This is a genomic window from Paraburkholderia adhaesiva (genome assembly GCF_021390575.1).
Lineage (GTDB): Bacteria > Pseudomonadota > Gammaproteobacteria > Burkholderiales > Burkholderiaceae > Paraburkholderia > Paraburkholderia adhaesiva.
Window position 1 is genome coordinate 1666509 of record NZ_JAJEJQ010000002.1, and the last position, 15273, is coordinate 1681781.

At 60.4% G+C, this 15273-nt stretch carries 15 protein-coding genes; 7 read left to right on the forward strand and 8 right to left on the reverse strand.

What is annotated here, in order from left to right:
- Nucleotides 1-79 precede the first annotated feature (79 nt).
- Nucleotides 80-502 carry an ACT domain-containing protein gene (locus tag L0U80_RS23090; protein ID WP_233870613.1) on the forward strand — a complete coding sequence of 141 codons (423 nt, stop codon included), beginning with the start codon at nucleotides 80-82 and terminating at the stop codon, nucleotides 500-502.
- Nucleotides 503-714: 212 nt separating this feature from the next.
- On the opposite strand, the gene L0U80_RS31845 is transcribed toward L0U80_RS23090, so the two are convergent.
- Complete coding sequence (locus L0U80_RS31845; RefSeq protein WP_373322260.1) at nucleotides 715-1173, reverse strand: isochorismatase family protein; 459 nt, start codon at nucleotides 1171-1173, stop codon at nucleotides 715-717.
- Nucleotides 1174-1320: 147 nt separating this feature from the next.
- On the opposite strand from L0U80_RS31845, the gene L0U80_RS23100 reads away from it, so the two are divergent.
- On the forward strand, nucleotides 1321-1710 hold the full coding sequence (locus L0U80_RS23100; protein ID WP_233870616.1) for a LysR substrate-binding domain-containing protein: 390 nt from the start codon (nucleotides 1321-1323) through the stop codon (nucleotides 1708-1710).
- A gap of 63 nt (nucleotides 1711-1773) precedes the next feature.
- Here the strand turns inward: L0U80_RS23100 and nthB are convergent, their stop codons facing one another.
- From nthB to L0U80_RS23125, 5 genes are all read right to left on the reverse strand, one after another.
- Complete coding sequence (gene nthB, locus L0U80_RS23105; protein WP_233870619.1) at nucleotides 1774-2400, reverse strand: nitrile hydratase subunit beta; 627 nt, start codon at nucleotides 2398-2400, stop codon at nucleotides 1774-1776.
- Nucleotides 2401-2411: 11 nt separating this feature from the next.
- Entirely contained in the window at nucleotides 2412-3029 is a 618-nt protein-coding gene (locus tag L0U80_RS23110; protein WP_233870622.1) for a nitrile hydratase subunit alpha, read from the reverse strand.
- Nucleotides 3030-3120: 91 nt separating this feature from the next.
- Nucleotides 3121-4191, reverse strand: a complete 1071-nt coding sequence (locus tag L0U80_RS23115; protein ID WP_308444882.1) for an ABC transporter ATP-binding protein — start codon at nucleotides 4189-4191, stop codon at nucleotides 3121-3123.
- Nucleotides 4192-5847 carry an ABC transporter permease gene (locus tag L0U80_RS23120; protein WP_233870628.1) on the reverse strand — a complete coding sequence of 552 codons (1656 nt, stop codon included), beginning with the start codon at nucleotides 5845-5847 and terminating at the stop codon, nucleotides 4192-4194.
- Nucleotides 5848-5957: 110 nt separating this feature from the next.
- The gene (locus tag L0U80_RS23125) at nucleotides 5958-7025 is read right to left on the reverse strand and encodes an ABC transporter substrate-binding protein (protein WP_233870631.1); all 1068 of its coding nucleotides are present in this window, start codon (nucleotides 7023-7025) and stop codon (nucleotides 5958-5960) included.
- Nucleotides 7026-7489: 464 nt separating this feature from the next.
- Here L0U80_RS23125 and L0U80_RS23130 point away from each other — a divergent pair, with 464 nt between their 5' ends.
- On the forward strand, nucleotides 7490-8200 hold the full coding sequence (locus L0U80_RS23130; protein ID WP_233870634.1) for a pentapeptide repeat-containing protein: 711 nt from the start codon (nucleotides 7490-7492) through the stop codon (nucleotides 8198-8200).
- 550 nt (nucleotides 8201-8750) lie between these two features.
- On the opposite strand, the gene L0U80_RS23135 is transcribed toward L0U80_RS23130, so the two are convergent.
- On the reverse strand, nucleotides 8751-10136 hold the full coding sequence (locus L0U80_RS23135) for an MFS transporter (protein ID WP_233870637.1): 1386 nt from the start codon (nucleotides 10134-10136) through the stop codon (nucleotides 8751-8753).
- Nucleotides 10137-10269: 133 nt separating this feature from the next.
- Between L0U80_RS23135 and L0U80_RS23140 the strand changes: the two genes are divergently transcribed.
- The 4 genes from L0U80_RS23140 (at nucleotide 10270) to L0U80_RS23155 (ending at nucleotide 14030) form a co-directional block, all read left to right on the forward strand.
- Nucleotides 10270-11187 (forward strand): LysR family transcriptional regulator, encoded by a 918-nt coding sequence (locus L0U80_RS23140; RefSeq protein WP_233870641.1) that lies wholly within the window; start codon nucleotides 10270-10272, stop codon nucleotides 11185-11187.
- A gap of 317 nt (nucleotides 11188-11504) precedes the next feature.
- Nucleotides 11505-12419: a LysR family transcriptional regulator gene (locus L0U80_RS23145; protein WP_233870644.1), complete on the forward strand. Its 915-nt coding sequence runs from the start codon at nucleotides 11505-11507 to the stop codon at nucleotides 12417-12419.
- Between the two features lie 147 nt (nucleotides 12420-12566).
- A complete protein-coding gene (locus L0U80_RS23150; RefSeq protein WP_233870647.1) occupies nucleotides 12567-13073 on the forward strand; it encodes a hypothetical protein in 507 nt (168 codons plus the stop codon).
- A gap of 102 nt (nucleotides 13074-13175) precedes the next feature.
- A complete protein-coding gene (locus L0U80_RS23155) occupies nucleotides 13176-14030 on the forward strand; it encodes an SDR family oxidoreductase (RefSeq protein ID WP_233870650.1) in 855 nt (284 codons plus the stop codon).
- Nucleotides 14031-14268: 238 nt separating this feature from the next.
- Here the strand turns inward: L0U80_RS23155 and L0U80_RS23160 are convergent, their stop codons facing one another.
- Nucleotides 14269-15174, reverse strand: coding sequence for an AraC family transcriptional regulator (locus L0U80_RS23160; RefSeq protein ID WP_233870652.1), 906 nt, complete (start codon nucleotides 15172-15174; stop codon nucleotides 14269-14271).
- Nucleotides 15175-15273 lie beyond the last annotated feature (99 nt).

Consider the following 15273-nt stretch of genomic DNA (forward strand, 5'->3'; position numbering starts at 1 on the left):
GCGTTACGTTACCTGCCTTGCCGGTACGCCGTTCCTGAAGTAGATTTTTCTAGTGAGGTTCGAGGCGGGAGGGACGGCCATGGAACTGAGCGTGGAACGTGTCGATGTTTGGGCAGCTACCATCGACGACAAACCGGGTGGCCTTGCGAAGGTATTAAGCGTCTTGCGGGATGCTGGTGTCGACTTGCAGTTCGTCGTGGCACGTCGCACGCCGGAGGCATTGGGTAAAGGGGTCGTGTTTGTCGCTCCGCTTCAGGGAGACAGTGCAATCCGTGCCGCCACCCAAGTGGGGTTCAGCGTCACGCCGAGCCTTCACTCCATCCGTGTAATGGGTCTGGACCAACTGGGCATCATCGCACTATTGACCCAGATGCTGGCGGATGGGGGGATCAACCTCCGCGGCGTCTCGGCCGCTGTACTTGGCACGCAGTTCATTGCGTATCTTGCGGTCGACTCGTTGGGCGATGCCGAAAAGGCAATTGACATTCTACAAAGGGGATGAAGCGCTCATACCGGATTGCGAACCTGCCTTGCTCTTTCCGGCGAGGCAGGCGGGCCACTCTGTCTGACACGACTACCGTAGACGCTATCAAATTCATTGCGACAAGTTAGACGGTCGCTCAAACGGCCGTGTGCTAACGCAGCAGATCGCTGGAGCTGGCCGGGATCAGTCCGACATTGCCAAGCTTCGACATCCGAATATCAGACCGCCGGTTAAAGAGTCGCGAGCACCTCGGCAGCCGCGGTAGTGTCGCGAAAATGATGCTTCCACAGGGAAATACCTGGCTGCGCTGATCGGTCCAGGCTCGAACCCACCGCGCGGTCGGTCACAAGCGTCGGACTCAGCCCTGCGTCAAACAAAGCAAAGCCCGCAGCCAGTACACAAGTCTCCGTCTGTGCGCCGCTGACAAGCACGCGTTCGGGCTTTTGCTGACGGGGATATTGAATGGTCTCGGCAGAAGGAGCGTAGCTGTACTTCACAAAGACTCGGTCAACGGTCACCAGGCACTCATCTGTCGCTGCGGGCGTCCACCCGAGCTGCCTGAGAAACGGAGTACGGGACTCGTCGCGGCCAGTTCGCCAGCGGCAATCGGTCCGAGAAACCCGCACGCTCGCGTTCTCCGGGTGTCGGCACACGAGCCCGTTATCGTCTTGTTCTGGCCACCAGATCACGATGCCGCGTGTTTCGTTCGCCGTGTCACCCCTTGGCTTTGCCCTCTCGATGGGCGACCCGGAATATCCCAGTTTCGAACGGGACGGGTTTCTGGGCTAGCGTCTTTCGCGGTCGCCCCGCGCCCAGATACCGGCACCGGGATCGGCGTGGAGGCGGCGCCAGCCCTGTCGATCGCGCAACTGGCACAACGTCCGCTGGTGACGCCCAGCCGCCCGACTGCGCTGCGGATGCTGCTCGAACGACATATGGTCGATGCAAGCTGCCGGCCCCTCATCGCCATGGAGGTCGTTGGTGTGTCGTCAATCCTCGAACTGGTCTCCGAAGGGATCGGCCTCGCGGTGCTGCCGGAGCACGTGGTGCGCAGCGCGCCGCAGCCCGGGCGCTATATGCTGCATCGCATCGGCGCGGGGCCGACGGAGCAGGGCTGGCTGGTGCCTTCGGCAAGGCGCGCGACGACGCCGACGCAACAGGTGCTGATGGATCTGTTGCGCACGCAGATGGCCCTGCTGCGTGCTTCGACTCGAATCAGAGCGTGAAGTACGCGCCACCGGCGTCCCGACGACGTTCGTTGGGCAAAAGCGGGTTATCACCGCCTGCAATCAGACTGGCGGAGATGCAATCTCCAGGTAGCAGTGAAAAAGCCCGACATGGACCTCGGCGTCATCGCAGCAGTCCGGCCAGAGATCAGCACTTCTGAAGCGCACGTCGAACGTACGTTGCGCCGCCGGTTCCAGGCCGTGAGCCGCTGCGTCCGCAAAGGGATACGCCGGCGAGATATCCACGATCTGGCCGCGTTTGCCTCGAACATACGCGGGAACTCGGGTATGACCGCCGACGAACTCATTCTTTACCGTAACCCAATCACCGATCCTCAGTTCCGGGAGGTCCGCGGGCGCTATTCTGCCGGGCCTCGCGGGCGAGGCGAGCGGCACCATCTCGCCACTGAGCGCGTTGAGTTCCGCGTGGCTGATCACCCCCTTCTCGACGCACAGCGTTGCCGCCGCGGTGAAAGTCCGCTCGAAATACGATGCACATATATAGTGCCGCGGAGCCATACGCTCAATCGCATGACGAAACTCATCCATGTTGTACACGTGCTGACCGATGAGCCGAGCGCTGATAGCCGCCGCGCGGACCTCCCACTCATCATGGAATGGCTCTCGCCTGCCGCTCATCACCACCAGGCCAAATCCTTGTCGCCCGCCCATGTCGTGAAGGCCATCCATATCGATCCCCTCTATCCATGCAACGTGTCCTGGTCCTGAACGGCGAGGAAAGGCGGTTCGAGCCGCTGCACACCGATCAAGGACTCTTTGGTAACGAGACGCACCAGCCGTTCCTCGCTCCAGCCCGCGGTATAGGGCGGCTGCAACGGCAATATCATGTAACGCGTATCGGTTGTCGTGTCCCAGACGCGAATGTGTATTTCATCGGGCAGGACCAATCCCATCTCCGCCAGTACGGTCCGCGCTTCCCGCACAATCCGGGCACGATATTCGAAGTCCTTGTACCAGCCAGGCGCCATGCCGATGATCGTGAAAGCGGTGCAGGAGCACAATGTGCAGCAGATGACATTGTGAATCGACGGCGTGTTTTCCTTGACCGCGAGCTTGCGGTGATGCTCAGGCATCGTGAAGCCCATCGACGCCGCTGCGGCCTTGCCATCACTCAGCAAAAAGCGCTTGAACCCGGAGTCGCACCACGCCCTCGCGCACAGCCTTGCTCCGTTAACTGGCAGCCACTCTTCGCTCGTCCGATGCGCGTAAGTGGGGATGCTGTCCTCCGCCAGTGCGCCTTTTTCCTTTAGCAGTGCTTCGAGGGCAGCAACACGCGTTTCCATCGATGAGCTATTCATTGAGTCCCTCACATGTCAGTTCCGCAATGACGAAGAACCGATCTGCGCTCTGTATTCGTTCGAGCACGTCGGCCTTATCGTGAGTGTGTGCTTATGTGATGGCCGCCATCTGCGCGGGGTCGAATTCAAGCCAGAGCACCTCGCCAACGTCATAACGGTCCGATGGCGGCGCGTTCACATGAAGGCTCGTTGAGCCCTCCACTGGCGCTGCCGAATAGTCCCAGTACTCGCCGAGGTAGGCACGCTGAACAATTCTGACCGCAACACGCGGACCTCCCCCGCTGGATTGCCAGGCGTCCCTCGAGAGCCGCATGCTTTGCGGCCGCACGGAGAAGGTGACAGCGCCGGCCAGCGCCGTGCCGCCCGGCAGTGCCTGACGCGCAACGCTGAAGCGCTCGAACAGGATCTCATCGCCACGACATGCCCCTTCGAGAAAGTTGGTTCGCCCGACAAAACTTGCAACGAAGCGCGTTTTTGGACGGGTGTATAGCGTGTGGGGATCGTCCACCTGTTCCAGCCGCCCCTGATTCATCACGGCGATACGGTCCGACGTCACCATCGCCTCTGATTGATCGTGGGTCACGTAGATCGTGGTAATGCGGAATTCGTCATGGAGTCTGCGGATCTCAAAGCGCATTTCCTCGCGCAGATGGGCGTCGAGATTCGAAAGTGGCTCGTCGAGCAGCAGCACGGAAGGCCGGATGATGATGGCGCGCGCGAGCGCGACGCGTTGCTGCTGCCCACCGCTGAGTTCAGCGGGATAGCGGTGCGCCAGGTGGCTCAGATGAACGACATCGAGCATCTCGCCGACCCGCTTGCGCACATCGTCGCGAGCCAGGCGGCGCAGGTTGAGCCCGAATGCCACATTCTCCTCGACGGTCATATTCGGCCACACAGCGTAGCTCTGGAAGATCATGGACATCTGCCGCCGTTCCGGAGGAACGACGCCGGTTTCAGAGGACAACACACTACCGTCCATTTCGATGGTTCCAGCGTCTGGCGCCATGAAGCCGGCGATCATCCGCAACGTCGTCGTCTTGCCGCAGCCCGAAGGACCGAGAAGGGCTACGAACTCGCCCTCATCGAGCATCAGATTGAGATGTTCGACAGCCGGCGCTCCACCGAAGCGCTTCGCTATACCGCGCAGGATCAGCTTACTCACTCAATGGCTCCGCAGCATGAAATCGCGCCCGATGATGCGCCATCCGAGCGCGGCAATCCCGATCGACACCGCCAGAAGGATGACGCCCAGCGCCGACAGCACTTCGAAATTACCTTCCTCGGAGAGGTCGAACAACATCACCGACATCACCCTCGTGTCAGGCCCGACCAGAAAGATGGCCACCGACAACTCGCGGGCGGCCGGTATAAATACGAGAATCCATGCGCCCGCAAGACTGCGCTTGAGCAACGGTGCTACCACTTTGCGCACAGCCGTGAGGCGGCTGCCGCCAAGAATGCGAACGGCCTCTTCCATCTCGGGGTTGATGCTATGCATGCCCGCGGCGCTCGACGTATACGCGATCGGAAGAAAGCGGGTGGTGAACGCGAGAATCAGGATCGTTGCCGTGCCGTAAAGCGCAAGCGGAGGCGCCGCATACGCCGCATAGAACCCAATCGCAAGAACTACGCCGGGAATCACGAACGGCGTCATGCACAGGTACCCCAACGCACTGCTCCAGTGAAACAGTTTGCGGCTTTCCATGTAGGCAGTCATCAGCGCAAGCGCCATCGCAGCAAACGCGGTTGCGCCTGCATAGAGCAGTGTGTTGACGATCGCGTGCTGTGCCTGTGTCTGCTCGTAAAGCAGATAGCGAAAATTCGCGAGGGTGAGGTTGTCGAGTGAGAGGCCGCGTCCCCACGCCCTGGTGAACGCCGCCTGCAACAGGGTGACGGCCGGCAGGATCAGCGACACTCCACCGACGAAAACGGCATAGGCAAGCAGCACCCAACGCCATCGTCCGAGCCGGATTGGCCGTCGCTCGCCGCCTTTGCCGGTTACCGCCATGAATCCCTTGCGGCGGACGAGCCGTCGTTGCAGCCAGCACATCAGCATGGTGACAAGCAGCAACGGGATGCAATAAGCCGCTGCCTCTTCGACCCGCACGGGGTACTCGAAGAACTGCCACAACTGGGTCGAGACGACGTGGAAGCGTGCGGGGAGCGCGATCATCGCGGGTGCCCCGAAAAGCGCAATGGCCTCGAGGAAACTGACGATGATTCCACCAAGGATGGCAGGGAGCACCAGCGGCAAGGTCACACGAAACGCGGTTCGCCATATTCCAGCACCGAGAATGTTCGCGGCATCCTCCATTTCAGATGACACCAGGTCGAGCGCTGAACTCGTGAACACGAACACATAGGGATACGATGCTGCCGCCACCACGACGATGAGACCAGTCATGGAATAAATATTGAAAACACCGTGCGGGGTTCCCGTCACCGTCATCCACGTCCGGTTCAACCATCCCGAGTTCGGGCCTGCGAGCAGAATCCAGCTGATCGCACTGAGATAGGGCGGCGTGACAAAGGCGCCGAGCACCATCAGCCGCACAAAGGACCTGGCGGGCATGTCGGTGCGCGAATTCGCCCAGGCGAGCGGCACGCCGAGCACGGCCGACAACAGGGCAACGCCGACGCCGAGCTCCAGCGAATTCAACAGGGCACGCAAGTTGCGCATGCTTCCATAGGCGAGCCGATAGTTGGCAAACGAAAGCCGCCCGGTCTGCGGGTCTTGCAAGCTCGCGCTCACGAGCTGGAGCAACGGGTACGCGACCAGAAATACGAGCACCGCTCCCACGGCAAGCCAGAGCAGCATGCCGGGCTCGATGCGGCGCAACCTGTCTGCCCGCGCAAGAGCCGTCGATCGATCAATCCGCGTTTCGACCGGTTTGCGCATCGTTTGTCAGCCCATCGTGGAAGCGAGGCTTACACACCGAACGTGTTGCGCCACTGCTCGATCACCTCGGGAATGCCTTTGACGATCTCGTCGCTGTCCGGGCGTATGACCTTGAGTTCATTGGCAGACTTGATGTCCGGTGCAGCAGCGACTTCCGGACGTATCGACTCGAAGAAATGATCGACCCAGATTTTCGATGCATCGACGCTCAGCAGATACTCCATGAACAGCTTCGCCGCGTTCGGGTGTTTCGAACCCTTCATGATGCCGGACGGCGCGAGGATCAGCACGGTGCCATCGGTGGGGTAAATCATCGCGAGGGGATTGCCCTTCTGCCTGCTTTCGGCCGCGGTCGCCATCAGCGCGGTCCCTGCGATCAGACGTTCACCAACATTGATCATCGTGATGGCATCGTTGATCGAGCGACCGATCTGCGGATTGTTCTTTGCCAGGCTGTCGAAGAACTGCCAGCCGTAAAGCTTGCGCATCATCACGGCCCATGTGCCGACGTAGCCGCTGAACCCAGGGTGGCCGAGTGCGATACCGTCCTTCCATTTCGGCGCGGTGAGGTCGGTCCAGTTTTTCGGCGCGTCGGCGAGCTTGAGCCGGGAGGGGTTGTGCACCATGCCGATCAGCCCCGCCGAGGTGACGAAGTAGTACCCGTCGGGATCGTAGTGCTGGTAGAGCCCGAGCACCTTGTCCGCGTTCTCCGGGGTGTATTGCGCAAGTGCCCTATGGTCTTTCAGATAAACGTAGTGCCCGATATCGGTGGAACTCAGCACATCGACCTGTACGGCGCCAGCCTTGAGCTCCTCCGATACGCGCTGGAAGGCCACCTGCGCAGTGGTGCGAACGACATTCGCGCGGATTCCCGGCCATGCCGATTCGAAGCCATGGCCCACGGCTTGCGCGGTCGTGTCGTCTGAATGCGAGGTGTACCAGGTGAACTCCCCTTCCTTCTTCGCAGCGTCATAGAGATCCCTCGCGTGCGAGGTTGTGCTCGCAGTGGCGGAGAACGCAACATCCCTGCAAACGGAAAGCGCAATGGCGGCAGCGCCGGTAAAAAGGATCTGGCGGCGGCCCATGCCCGTTTTCATGGTGGTTACCTCCTGAGCCGGCTGTGGCCGCCCGGCGGCGGCGCGATCCGATCGAGGGACGCGACAAGGCTGGCCAGGTGAACGTCACCCGACCAGATCGGACCATGACAGCCGGTTTTCGCTCCAGGGACGAGTTGCGTGTGTCCTGGATGCGAGGCAAAGACAAATGGAGTATAGGTCAGTCAGAAATGGGGGCCGGCCGTATGTGGAGCCGTGAAATCGATTTTGCGGGCGCGCTTCGCGTTAATTAACGCTTCGATATTTCTTCCCTGGCTAATGATTATTATCCTGGGGTTCGGACAGGGCCGATGACGGCTGGGAGGTGGCGTGCCAGGCAACGATCGGGTGCGACGGATCCGGTTTGAGTCACCATTCAAAAGATGCGGGGAGCGAACCGACACGACGCCCCGGTCCGGTACACTTCGCGTCGAATAACACCCGCCAAACATGACTGGAGCTACCCGATGACACTGGATCACACCGCAACGACAATCGGTAGTAGAACCCTGTCGAACCAGACACTCAGTCGTGCCGATATTCACCGACTAATCGGCGAGTCGGACGAACCATTGCACTTCCAGGATTGCGATCTGGAAGGTGCAGACCTCGCACGGCTGGAATTGCGCGGTGCGACGTTTGAGCGATGCGTGATCGTCGAGACATCGTTTTTTGGCGCATCGCTCGCCCAGACCCGTTGGATTCGATGCCGTGCGCGCGAGGCCGATTTTGGGTCAGCGGACCTCGTCGACGCCACATTCCAGTCGAGTGATCTCAACAATACGAGTTGGAGGCGCGCGAAACTGGGATCGGCCCGCTTCAAAGAATGCAAGCTGACGGGAGCCAATATCGAGGACTGCGCGACACTCGGCCTCGAATTCGTGGAGACGCTGCTGGTCGGTGCACATTTACGGCGGTTGTCCTTCCGCAAAGCGACGCTCAAGAATCTCGATTTCTCAGATGCCGACCTCGCCGGCGCAGATTTTCGCGACGCTATATTCGAGGGCGGCAGTCTCAGAAACGCACAACTAACGGATGCCCGATTTGACGGCGCAGATCTGCGCGGAGTGGATCTGAGTGGCGTGCGCCTCGTCGACGCCGGACTGTTTCGAGGCGCAACGATCTCATCCCAGCAGGCAGCAGCCCTGGTGACCGAACTGGGCCTACGGGTGGTATGACGTTGGCCGCTGCGCAGCACTCGAAGGGGCGTTGGTTTGATACGCCACAATGGCCTGAACCTTGCCGGTCGAATGGCAAGGTTGGACGCGGATCGTGGCAAATTTGACTGGAGAGCTGAAGGCGGTCATCGATCGCATTCGCGCTCGGAAGACCACACGGAAGATCGCCAGAGCGACGCTCGTAGTTAACAAGAAAGGCGAGCGCATGACAGTGGGATGCCCTGCCGAATTGCGGAGCGGTCTGGAGACCGGATTTCGCGACGAAATTTAGTTCGAGGTCGTCTTGTGCAGGGGCGCCACAAACGCCTCGGCTTGCATGGCATTGGCGGGAACGAGATTCAGGAATTCGTCTTGATGCGAGTCCACGGTCGTCGTCGTTGCGTTGCAAGCATGGCGCCCAGAGTATCGGACCGTTGCCGACCAAAATGAGACATCTGACCCGGACTTCACGAATGACCGCTCAAGTACCCACACTTGCCCCCGATTGCCGCTATACGAACGCCACCAACGCCGCGCCTCCTGGCGCGCATGCACCTGTTGTAACAACGCTTCAATTTGCACATGCCTTGATCGGCGATCCAGATTTTGCGAGGCCAAGCCATATTGTCATAAGGCTCAAAAGTGTCACGGCGAAGGCGAGCATCACGGCGACATGCAGTCCCGCGGCGAGATCGCCGGACTCGGGGTGCACGAGCGAACCGAACACGCCCACGCCCACGACGCCGCCGATCTGTCGCGCGGTATTCAGCACGCCCGAAGCAATGCCGATGGACGTCGATTCGACATGCGCGAGCACAGCGGTATTGATCGACGGCACCGCGAGCGCGACGCCGGTGCCGACGGCCAGCAAGGGCAACGCGATGGCGAGCGCGTTACTGTCCGCTCGGACAAACGCCAGCGAGACATAACCGAGCGCCGCCAGCGACTGGCCTACGACCATCGGCAAGCGATGACCGAAGCGCGCGGTGAGGCGGCCCGATACGACGTTTGCGACGGTCACGACGGCGGTCATCGGCAGGAATGCGATGCCGGTTTCGAGCGGCGTGTCGTGACGCGCATTCTGGAAGAACAGGCTCATCGCGAACATCAATCCGTAATAGCCAAAGTTAAGCGTGAGGCCCGTGATCGAACTTACGTTCAGCACGGCGTTGCGAAATAGCGCGAGCGGCAACAGCGGCTGCGCGTGACGCGCCTCGACGGCGATGAACAACGCTCCCGCCGCCAGCGCAGCCGCAAGGCTCGTCATGACCGTCGCGCTCGTCCAGCCGAGCCGGCCGCTTTCGATGACGGCATACGTCAACGCGGCCAGCGTGACGATTGCGAGCAGTTGTCCAGCCAGATCGATGCGGCGCGCAGCGTGACGCACGGTGTGAGGCGCATGAGCGAGCGTGAGCCAGATGCCGGCGACGCCAATCGGCACGTTGATCAGGAAGATCGACCGCCAGCCGAAATTATCGACCAACACGCCGCCGACCAGCGGGCCCGCGCCGAGCGCAAGTGCTGCGGTGCCGGCCCAGATGCTGACTGCGTTGGCGCGCGCAGGCGGATCCGGAAATGCCGCGCCGAGCAGCGCCAGCGATGAGGGCACGCACAGAGCCGCGCCCACGCCTTGCAGTATGCGTGAAGCGATGAGCACCGCCGCGTTACCCGAGAGCCCGCAGCCGATTGACGCGCAGGTGAACACCGCGAAGCCGCCGATGAAAATGCGACGCGCGCCGAAGCGGTCAGCGAGCGCGCCTGCCGTGAGCAGCAGGCAGGCGAACGCCAGCGTATACGCGTTGACGACCCATTCGAGCGTCGTTGCGTCGATCGCGAGGCCCGCACGCATGCGGTCGAGTGCGACATTTACGACCGTTACATCGAGACAGATGATGACAAAACCGAGGCTCGTCGCCAGTAAGGCGAGCCGCGGCGTACTGGTGTGTCGTATGTGCATGATGTCCGTGCGGGAAATGACGCGAGCGAGCCGAATCGACCTGCGCAGGTCGTTGCGAAGCCCGAACTGTATTCCATAAGCGGCACTTGATAAATGAAGCGCAATTAGACACAGAACCCAGTAGTATTGAGGAATGGATCTTCTCAAAGCGATGACGGTGTTCGTACGCGTGGTGGAAACCGGTAACCTGACGTCGGCGGCGGTGGCGTGCGACCTGTCGCCGACGATGGTCGGCAATCACCTTCAGGCGTTGGAGGCGCGACTCGGCACGCGGCTCATCCATCGCACCACGCGCAAGCAGCAGGTTAGCGCGTTCGGTCAGACGTACTACGAACGCTGCGTCGAGATACTCGGCCTGATCGACGATTCGGAACGGCTCGCGCACGATCACCTCGCGACGCCGCGCGGCCGGTTGCGCGTGACGGCGCCTGTCATGTTCACCAACGAGTGCCTGATTCCGGCCATCGCGGAATACTGCGAAAGCTACCCCGAGGTGAAACTCGATATCGTCGCGACCGACGCAATCTCGGATCTCGTCAACGACGGCTTTGAGGCCGCGATTCGCATAGGCCCGCTGGGCAATCCGGATCTGGTCGCGCGGCCGCTCAAGCCGTATCGGCTCGTGCTATGCGCTTCGCCCAATTACCTGAAAGCGCACGGCACGCCCGCGACGCCCGACGCGTTGAGCACGCACCAGTGCCTGACTTACGCGTTTCCGCCGCGCTCCGAATGGTACGCGGCGCAGCCCGAGTGGGTGCTGCATGGCGCAGAAGGGCGCGTGGTCGTGCGTGTGGATGGGCGCCTGAAAATCGACAACTCCGAAGCGTTGCGTCGCGCCGTAGTGCGGGGCCTGGGCGTCGCGATGCTGCCGGAGATTCTGGTGAACGACGATCTGCGCGCGAAGCAGCTCGTGGAAGTGCTGCCGGACTATGCCGCGCCCGAGCGGCAACTAAATCTGCTTTATCTGCGCGAGCGGCACACGTCGCCAAAACTGCGCAGCTTCATCGACTTTGTGGTCAAACGCTTCGGCGGAAACGACGACGCATCGTAGTAATTGAACGGAAAACAGCACCAAGCGGCCATTCTTATGACGCAATTGAATGGCTCTTTGTGGCCGCGTGCCGACTCGCGCAATTCGCATGAGTCGAAGCCTTTGTGTAATACCACGACCGGCCGGGTGCGACCCGAAGTGGCCCTCCAATACGTCGCCAAGACGGTCTGTTTTCGGACGCCAGGCAGACAGACAGGCTCGCGAAACAAACGAAGCATTCGCTTATCTCGACGATGCGATAATCCGGCGCAGATTGAGTACTGCTTCGTGCCCAACAGCCGTATCGCTTTAGTGCCTGTCAGTCGTCTGGAAGAAAAATGGATAAATTCGACGCAATGCGCGTGTTTGTGCGCGTGGTGGAATCGGGAACCTTTACGAAAGCCTCCGAAACCCTCAACCTCCAGAAGGCGACCGTCACGCGGCTGGTAAAGATGCTGGAAGACGATCTAGCTACGAAACTGCTCAATCGCACGACCCGGCGCGTCACCGTGACGCCCGATGGCTCGGCCTATTACGATCGGGCCGTGCGCCTGCTGGCTGACCTCGAGGAGCTGGAAAACTCCATGACCGGCGCCAGGTCCAATCCAAAAGGCCGACTGCGCATCAATCTTCCGCGTCCGCTGGCCCAGTCGGTGGTCGTGCCTGCCCTGTCCGATTTTCTCGCGAGATACCCGGAGATCGACCTGGAGATCGGTGCCAGCGACACACCCGTCGACCTGTTCGCGGACAACGTGGATTGCGCAATCCGCATCGGAACCGTAACAGATCAATCGCTGGTGGCGAGACGGATTGCTCTCAGCCATTTCGAACTCTGCGCATCGCCGGATTACTGGAAAAAGCACGGCAAGCCACAGCACCCGAGCGAGATCGATCTTCACCACACGGTGATCCACATGATCTCGGCGAGAACGGCCAGACCATTCCCGATCATAGCCAGTCGCGGCAGCGAAACCGTCGATATTCAGGGCAGGAAAGCCCTCCTCTGCAACGATGTGTCGACCTGCACCGACCTTGCCAGAAACGGACTGGGCATCATCAGTGGCGGAACGTTCATGACCGCACCGCTGATTGCCTCGGGCGAACTGGAGAGCTGCCTCGCGCTTTGGCAGCTTCCGCCTATGCCGGTATCGATCGTCTATCCGCCGAATCGGCATATCAGCAACAAAGTGCGTGTTTTCGCGGACTGGGTCATCGAGCTATTCGCGCGGCATCCGTCGCAGAAGTCGTCGTAATTCTGGTTCGATTCAGGGGGGTATTCGACAACAATCTTTTGATAAAGCAGGAGTTTCTCAGACGGGTCCAGGTTTTTTAGACTGCTTTCGACGACGGGGCAACGCTCCGGTGTCCACATTCCACCCAGTTTTATGCGGAAGCAGATCATGAAAACGACAGACACAACGCCGGATCTACAATCGACGCGGCCGGCAAATTCGCAAGGCCGTTTCCCTCCCGCGCTGACCCGTGGCACGAACGCCGGGCTGGCCGCCGGCGTTATCGTGCTGGTCCCGGTTTTAATCCTGCAACTGGCGCGAGGCATCGGCGTCATTCCGGAAATGCAGCTGGCGGCCAGCAGCCTGATTGGCATGGCCGCCTACGGAGGCACCACCGGCCTTATTCTGGGTACCGCGCTTCACTTCTTTGTATCGATCGTTCCGGCAATCGCCTACGCTCTGGTTGCGTCGCGCCTGCCGGTCGTGAACCGCCTGGCGTGGCTGGGCGGCCCGCTACTCGGCATCATCGTATTTTTGTTCATGGGCTTCGTCGTGTTGCCGCACAGCGCGTTCATCACTCCTCGATCGGTATCGCCGATGCCCTTCCTGGCCGCCCTGCTCATCCATATGTTCGGCCTCGGTCTGCCGATCGCACTGATCGTACGGCGCGGATGATTGCCGCCTGAATCGGGAAACGTCAAGCCTCCCATTTTGTATCAAATAAGTAGTAATCCAGAATTTATTCAGCGTCAGTTTCGAGAAAAAAGGAAAAACAAAATGATCGCCATTACTGGGGCCAATGGAAATCTTGGCCGACTGGTTGTCAAAGGTCTTCTGCAATCCATCCCTGCCAGCCAGATCGTCGCGGCAGTCCGGAGCCCTGAAAAGGCCGATGACTTGCGCGCCCTCGGCGCACAGATACGCGAGGCAGACTACGATCGTCCCGATACGCTGGTCGAAGCGTTCAAGGGTGTGGAGAAGCTGTTGCTTATCTCGGCGGTGCAGCCAGGGGAAAGATTCCGGCAACATCGGGCTGTGATTGACGCTGCCAGGCAAGCGGGCGTCAAGCTGATTGCCTATACCAGCCTGCTACGCGCCGACACGTCCAATCTGATTCTTGCCGACGAGCACAACCGGACCGAAGCGTATTTGAAGTCCAGTGGCGTGAACTTCGTGGTGTTACGCAATGGCTGGTACCTCGAGAACCACACCAGCGGACTTGCCGCGGCGCTCGCCAATTCGGCAATCACCGGCAGCGCAGGGCAAGGCCGATTTGCCTCTGCATCTCGCGCCGATTATGCAGATGCGGCGGTGACGGTCCTCACTCAACCCGGTCATATCAACCAGACTTATGAACTGGCGGGAGATGAGGCCTATTCGCTGGCGGAACTGGCCGAGGAAGTATCGAAGCAGGCGGGCCGAACGATCGTGTATAACCACCTGTCCGCCGCCGATTATGAGGCCGCGCTGCTGGGCTTCGGTCTGCCGAAGATGATTGCCGATGTCGTCGTCGACGCCGACCTGAAGGCGTCGGCAGGAGAACTGGATAGCGCCTCTCGCGATCTTTCCAGGCTTCTCGGACGGAGCACGACGACGCTGGTCCAGGCGGTAAAGGCGGCATTGCGGGGCTGATCTGGTACGGACGCGCGGCTGGAAAGCGAAGTACCCCGACAAGCGAATTGACTCCACGAAGTTGGACGCCGATCCAACTATTGGGATTCCGTTCAAATGCGGGGTATTTTGTTTGATGCTCGTGGCGGGAATGCCGACCCGAAAGAGAAATTTCCCGCCATGTCGGAACTCGTCGAAGTCGCCGCAGCGACCTCAATCATCAGTGAGGGATGACTACTCGAACGACAGGTGCGCATATTCAGCATCGGATGCTGCGCTTCCATGCGGCGGGACTGACTCCCACGAATGATTTGAACACGCGGGTGAAATGGCTTTGGTCCGCAAATCCGCAACTGGCTGCGACTTCGGCGACGGACATCTCGGTGCGCCTGAGAAGTGCTTTTGAACGTTCGACGCGATGGCGCAACATCCAGCGGTGCGGCGGGTCCCCGGTGCTTGCCTTAAATGCACGAATAAAATGGCTGACTGACAGTCCGCTTTCGGAGGCAAGCGTTTTCAGCGATACATCGGCGTCAATCTGCGACGCCATGGCGTCCCTGGCGCGCCGGAGTTGCCATGGGGCAAGCATCCCCGGCCGCTCTTTTGGGATGCGCATACCGCCCAACCGTTGCGCGAAATAGGTGTACGCACCAAGCATGACGTGTTCGGCATACATCGAACTCACTTCGTATGGTCGCTCCAGCGCAGGGAGAAGTGAATTTCCAAGGTGCCATATCGTCTCGTCCAGCACCCCGCCTGGCTGGCAGTAGAGATGATCGATACGCGCCACGCCAGATTCATCGGCTATCTCGTTCAGCGCGGTTTGTGGGACCGTGAACATCAGGTTGTCGAACGGGCTGATCAAGTTCGCACACGGCAGTTCAAGGTGGTTAACCACGCTGGTTGTTCGCGCCAGATAGGCGCCGCGGTGGATACACCTGCCATCAAGGAAAAGCTCTCTTTGCGTCTGCTCGCGCAATTGAAGCATCACCGAAAAGACGGCATCGCATTGGGGCGGCGTCACAAGTCCGTGCCCTGGCGTATCCCGGCGCAAGCGCGACACCAGCAGGCGTGACGTTTTCGGGCCCCTGGTGGTCAGTTGCGACACCGAGTCGGCCTTGAATAGCTCGACGAAGTTCCGGCTGTAGCTGAGATCCGACTGCATGCCTAGCTCCTCATTTAGAAGCGCCAATCTGGTCTGACGAATCCTGTAGCCGGGCGAACAAATCGCAATCATCTGGAACTCGATAAATCAGCGATTTGC

Bases quoted from the DNA above. Each gene is read 5' to 3' on its own strand.
- L0U80_RS23140 (WP_233870641.1), top strand. From the start codon at position 10,270: ATGGATCTTCTCAAAGCGATGACGGTGTTCGTACGCGTGGTGGAAACC.
- L0U80_RS23120 (WP_233870628.1), bottom strand. From the start codon at position 5,847: ATGCTGCTCTGGCTTGCCGTGGGAGCGGTGCTCGTATTTCTGGTCGCG.
- L0U80_RS23125 (WP_233870631.1), bottom strand. From the start codon at position 7,025: ATGAAAACGGGCATGGGCCGCCGCCAGATCCTTTTTACCGGCGCTGCC.
- L0U80_RS23145 (WP_233870644.1), top strand. From the start codon at position 11,505: ATGGATAAATTCGACGCAATGCGCGTGTTTGTGCGCGTGGTGGAATCG.
- L0U80_RS23150 (WP_233870647.1), top strand. From the start codon at position 12,567: ATGAAAACGACAGACACAACGCCGGATCTACAATCGACGCGGCCGGCA.
- L0U80_RS23135 (WP_233870637.1), bottom strand. From the start codon at position 10,136: ATGCACATACGACACACCAGTACGCCGCGGCTCGCCTTACTGGCGACG.
- L0U80_RS23155 (WP_233870650.1), top strand. From the start codon at position 13,176: ATGATCGCCATTACTGGGGCCAATGGAAATCTTGGCCGACTGGTTGTC.
- nthB (WP_233870619.1), bottom strand. From the start codon at position 2,400: ATGGATGGCCTTCACGACATGGGCGGGCGACAAGGATTTGGCCTGGTG.
- L0U80_RS23130 (WP_233870634.1), top strand. From the start codon at position 7,490: ATGACACTGGATCACACCGCAACGACAATCGGTAGTAGAACCCTGTCG.
- L0U80_RS23110 (WP_233870622.1), bottom strand. From the start codon at position 3,029: ATGAATAGCTCATCGATGGAAACGCGTGTTGCTGCCCTCGAAGCACTG.
- L0U80_RS23090 (WP_233870613.1), top strand. From the start codon at position 80: ATGGAACTGAGCGTGGAACGTGTCGATGTTTGGGCAGCTACCATCGAC.
- L0U80_RS23160 (WP_233870652.1), bottom strand. From the start codon at position 15,174: ATGCAGTCGGATCTCAGCTACAGCCGGAACTTCGTCGAGCTATTCAAG.